General features: G+C 56.5%; 3 protein-coding genes. All 3 read right to left on the bottom strand.

Annotated elements, in window-relative coordinates; translation table 11 throughout:
• Positions 1-175: 175 nt before the first annotated feature.
• The 3 genes from ABJK70_RS19970 to ABJK70_RS19980 are packed head-to-tail and all read right to left on the bottom strand — an operon-like array spanning position 176 to position 3,662.
• Positions 176-1,324 carry a hypothetical protein gene (locus ABJK70_RS19970; RefSeq protein WP_347258870.1) on the bottom strand — a complete coding sequence of 383 codons (1,149 nt, stop codon included), beginning with the start codon at positions 1,322-1,324 and terminating at the stop codon, positions 176-178.
• Positions 1,321-2,655 carry a hypothetical protein gene (locus ABJK70_RS19975; protein WP_347258871.1) on the bottom strand — a complete coding sequence of 445 codons (1,335 nt, stop codon included), beginning with the start codon at positions 2,653-2,655 and terminating at the stop codon, positions 1,321-1,323. Before ABJK70_RS19975 ends, ABJK70_RS19970 begins: the two co-directional genes overlap by 4 nt.
• Before the next feature lie 47 nt (positions 2,656-2,702).
• The gene (locus ABJK70_RS19980) at positions 2,703-3,662 is read right to left on the bottom strand and encodes an OmpA family protein (protein ID WP_347258872.1); all 960 of its coding nucleotides are present in this window, start codon (positions 3,660-3,662) and stop codon (positions 2,703-2,705) included.
• Positions 3,663-4,987 lie beyond the last annotated feature (1,325 nt).

Raw genomic sequence — 4,987 nt, forward strand, 5'->3', positions numbered from 1 at the left:
CGCGCCCAGCAACGCTCCGCCTACCGCGCCGTATCCGCAACCCGCTCCCGCCGACATCGGCCCCGTACCCCGGGTTGCGCACCCGTTAAACCCCGCGATGCTTAATATGCAAACCGTAACCAGGGTTTTCCGGTTCAGTTGCGTAGAAAAACGTTTCATTTGCCCCCCAGATTAGCTACTTTGAAAGTTTAATGCTCATAGCGAATGCCGCATCCTTCCCATCGCCCAATTTGGCGCCCGGAATCTGAATCTCGCCGGTCATTTGGTCAGGCGAGCCGCTGAGGCTGAATTCCTCCTTGCCTTCCGCGACGATCAAGGGATTGCGGGCCTTGCCTTGCAGGCTACAGCTCTTCTGCTGGCAGAGAAATTCGCCGTCGTCGACCAGAGAGCGCTGTTTCGTGCCGACGGTGAGAATGCTGTCCTGCAACTTGCCGTCACCCTCCACGAACATGAGCAGCTTGCCGCGCCGGACATCGTCCTTGCTTAACGCGATCTCGACCTCGTAGGTTTTGAATGCGCCGGGCGCCTTGGAGCTGAGCACCAGCTCGGAACCGAAATCGGCCAGGCTTCCAGAACCGGACTCGAAAAACGCCTCCCAGAAAGATTTCAAATCATCCGCACCGCTATCGGATTGGCCCGTCCCGAATACATGGAATACCGCGTTCTGGAAATTCAGTTTGCGTGCATCCGCCAGCTTGCGAGCGTCTTCCGGCTTCGCGCCGGCGCTGTCGATCAGATCCGATTTTTCCAGCAGGTCGCTGTAAACGACCACTCGAATCATGCCGTCGCGGGTATCGAATCGGGCCAGGTCGTTTTCCAGCGCGCGCACGACTTGTTTTTTCTCCGGCGTGCCGACGAACTCACGGTCGCTTTCCGCCAGAAGTTTTTCGAGTGCGCCGCCCATCTGTCCCCTGAAGATCGCCTGCTGCTCCTTCAGCTGTTTGGCCGGATCGGCCTTGGTGATTTTGTCCAGCCAGCCGCCGGCTTGCTGCTTCTTGGCGAGTTCCCCCGGCGGATAATCCGGAAAACAGGCCTTCCAGAGTTCCTGCGCGGTGCCGGATTCGGTCGCCAGCTTGACCAGGGTGACGGGCTCCGAAGGCACCAAATTTGCCGAAAGCTTGGCGATCAACTGCTTGGCCCACTGTATTTCGCCTTTCACCAACATCTGATCGTCGACATAGACCAAGGTTTGGCGGGCGCTCTTCATGTCGCAGAACTGGTCGATCTTGAAGCTCTCCACACCGCCGATCGCCCAGACGCTCGAATGGGCCGCGGAAAACAGCAGGCCGGCGGCAAGCAAGGTCTTACGGGTCCCCTTCGTCATGCGGCTTCTCCCAGTTGATTCCTGAAGCTGAATTCCACGGATTCTTGCCGGAAAGCTTCCAGATCCATGAGTTGACCGCCTTTGTTGAATTGCAGCCCGGGATTTTCGACTGCCGCCAGATCGCCCAGGGCAGAGCGGTAGGTCCTGATCAGGCGAGTGGCCAGACGGTCCGCATTCGATTCGATCTTATTGGTCTTTTCCGCAACCATTGCCAGCAAGTCCGCCAGCGGTTTGCCTTCCATTTCGTGCGCGTGGGCGCTGTTCTTGAGGTCCTTGATTTCGTTTTCGAGCTTGGAACGGAGCTGAAAGATTTCCGTATCCACTTTCCGCCGTAACGGCTCGAAGATCTTCTTGGCCTTCTTCAGCTCGCGCAGCTTCTCCGTGAAGTTCGGGTTTTCGTCATGTACCGCATAAGCAATGGCGGCGCCGACGAACCAGACGAACAGGTTGATCACCATGGAAACCGTCACGACCTGGCCGGTATTGATGTTCACGCCCACGTCGCCGCCGAGCGCCCCGCTACCGACCGATGCCATCTGGCTGGCAAGGCTGGTGACCCACAAATAGCGCGCCCCGCCGACCCCGCCAAACGCAAACAATAAGACCGTCGTCACGATGACGAGGACCCGTACATTGCGGCTCCGCTTCGCGAGTTCCACGAAATCGCCGAAAAAATGATGGTGTCCCTTCAGCATCGCGCCGTGATAATGCGCCGCCACGGCCACCGCCAGCGCGACCAGGATCGTGGCGCCCGCTGCCATCAATGGAATTTCGGTAAAATTCAGAAACGTCTCGTAGTTGACCATCCACTCGGCCGCGCCGACCCCCAGCATCAGCACCGCATAAGCCCACAGGGGAAAATCCTTCGCCTCCCGCTGTCCTTCGGCACGACGCATCGCTTCGTATTCTTCCTTCACCTTGACGAAGTTCTTCTCCGCATCGGCGTAATTGGACTGCGACTCGTACTTCTCGGTAATGCGTGCCTGCGCCTGTTCGGATTCCTGCTGTTTTTCGGCGATATCCCGGTCGATGTTCTGCAGAGCCTGAATCTTCGGTAATTGGGGATGAATTGCGGTATCGAACGTCCCCTTCAACTGGAAAAAGCGATCGCGCAGTTCCGCCACCGGATCGACACAGGCCGACAACATACCGCTGGTCAAGCCGAATTCGTTCAGCCGCAAGGGATTCTTGCTCTGCGACTCCCGCTCCGCGGTATCGTCGATGCGCGCGCGGAAAGACGCGTCGGTGCTCGGCCATGAAGACGCCATCAAGGCATCGAAAGCGGTCTGCACCGGTTCGGGTATTCGTGGCTTGGGCGTATATTCAGCCATCGTGGATCAGCTCCTCTTTGTGTTCATGCGGTCGGAAAAAGGTGAAATCAGGAAGACGGCAGGACGTGCACGGTCTCGGCCGGAATGATCGTCACAACGCGCGGCGATGGTTCCAGTACATTGGCTGTGTCGGCTGGCTTGGGCTGCGCGGTTTGCGGAGCCTCGGGCCGGGTGACGATATTCGGCTTCGGCTTAAGCACGACCAACTCCTTTTTTCCGGTGTCGTGATGCACTACGGGCGTTTTCGGCTTCACCGTGGCTTCCTGATGGTTATTCAGCCATTGCGCGTTGCGTGGAAACTGTTCAATGGCCACATAGTTGGCCTCTTCGAAACGCGACAGCATGAACTCGACGCGGCGGTTGAGCGCCCGTCCCTGATCGGTGCCGTTGGTGGCTATGGGCTGGGTCTCGCCGATGCCGACGGTGGCCATTTGCTCGAGATTGACGCCGCGTCGCGCCAGTTCGCGCATGACCGCGGCGGCTCGGCTGATGGAAAGGTTGTAGTTGTATTCGTCGGTGCCGATGCTATCGGTATGGCCGAGGATGACCAGACTGGTATCGGGCATGTCTCGATTCATCTGTTCGGCCAGCACGTCGAGCACCGAACCGGCGTCGGGCCGAACGGCGGCGCTTCCGAAGTCGAAAAAGGTGCGTTCCGGATAATGGAAGCGAATGACCGGCACCGGGTAGTCGGCTCCCGGCACCTTGCCGACCGCAATCTGGCTTTCGGTGACTCGCGGGGATTGGGCGCCGAATTCACGCGACAGCCGGGCGAGGCGCTGGACGCGAAACTGATGCTCCTTGCCGATGGTCTCAGGTAGTGCCTGTAGATTAAGCGGGGTTACTATTCCGGCATTGCGGGGCGGGAGAAGATATTGGGACTGAGCGTAACTCTGGCTCGGCTGTACCTGGCAACCCGCTGCAAGAACGACTACCGAGATAATCGCAACTGCCGCTCCGATTTTCGCGCCCCCATGCTCTAGAAGCATTCTCCAAAAAGTCGGCATTTTGTAACTCCACGCATTGCCAAAAATATTTTTCGCATACTTACACCAAAGACTGACGGCATTCGGTACCTAACGCTTGGCTCATTGGGATAAATGACAGCGGAATGTAAAGATGAATGAGCGTTAGGCATACCAGCATGTCGTCAAACACCTACCGATCGCCGACCACTCGAAATGGCCGCAAGTACAGGATGCAAAAGGGGTTGCAGCGTTCGGTCACCAAAAAAGAGTAGGTAGTGATTTTTTGACGATCGAGAGCCCGAATAGCACCGCGTTTCGGGCGAAGCGTAATGACATCATCCGCTGTTAGATAGCCGAGGTCTGGTGCACGGCTAACTGGGCGTTGTGGAAGCCTAGCTGGAATTCCGTCGGTGAGACCACCCGACACGACAATCAGGTCAAATCTCCGTGGCCAATTGGAGTCTGTATCTAGAAAACGCGCATCACCGAACCGCCCTGCGAGTAGCTGATAATGTCCGGGGCGCGCCTGGTCGAAAGCTTCAATCGGTCGAAAACGTTTAGTCGAAGCTGACATGCCGACTCTCAGACCTCAATTGGGTCGGAACGAGAAAATGCGTTCGCGAGGGTTAGTCTCGCCAAGGCTAGCCGTTTCATTCGACAAGCTATCGTGGAGATCCAGATCGAGCATCCCTTGGCTAAGGGGGAGTGGAGGACGTCAGGGAACTTATCCGGCGCTGACTGGATATGACGGAGGACATCCGTGATGCCCCGCTCGTTGATCCGGATATCGAAAAACTCTTGAGAGACTAAACGGCAGAACGCATCTTTGACCGAATCTAATGAGAAAGCGCATCGGTCCAGCTGGCGCTCGATCGAAATTTGACGATTGCTCATAGAAACTATTGGCTGAAATAGTGTGATCGACGTGATCGATCCGATGCGTGGGCGTGTTCGAAAACGAAAGGATCCGCAGCCAGGTGTTCGGTAGTCGTATTCGCAGTCGCGGCTTCGGCGACTGGACGCGTTAAACAATTAGTGACGGATTTCGATAGCGCGGCAATCGAATGTTGCAGCACACTAGTGGCCAGGGTAGCGACGGACGTTGGAAAGACATTCTTCTTATTCATTAGTCAAGCCTCCCATAGCACGAACTTGTCGCATTACGGCGACAGTTCGCGACAGTATATAAACGACCTGTTGCAAGCACAAGAAACTGTAAAACATTGATGGTTGCATGCGGCTTGTCATCATTTAGTAATGACACCGTAAATTAATCGTCAACGATATGTAACAGTGCTCGCCTATCGTCACGCTCTCAAGCATCTGGTTGGGCTAAAGCTACGAGCAGTGTAATGATGAGCGAC

Origin of the sequence: Methylocaldum sp. (assembly GCF_039794385.1) — a bacterium.
Lineage (GTDB): Bacteria > Pseudomonadota > Gammaproteobacteria > Methylococcales > Methylococcaceae > Methylocaldum.

Coding starts and splice junctions, on each gene's coding strand:
- ABJK70_RS19975 (WP_347258871.1), bottom strand. CDS start 2,655: ATGGCTGAATATACGCCCAAGCCACGAATACCCGAACCGGTGCAGACC.
- ABJK70_RS19980 (WP_347258872.1), bottom strand. CDS start 3,662: ATGCCGACTTTTTGGAGAATGCTTCTAGAGCATGGGGGCGCGAAAATC.
- ABJK70_RS19970 (WP_347258870.1), bottom strand. CDS start 1,324: ATGACGAAGGGGACCCGTAAGACCTTGCTTGCCGCCGGCCTGCTGTTT.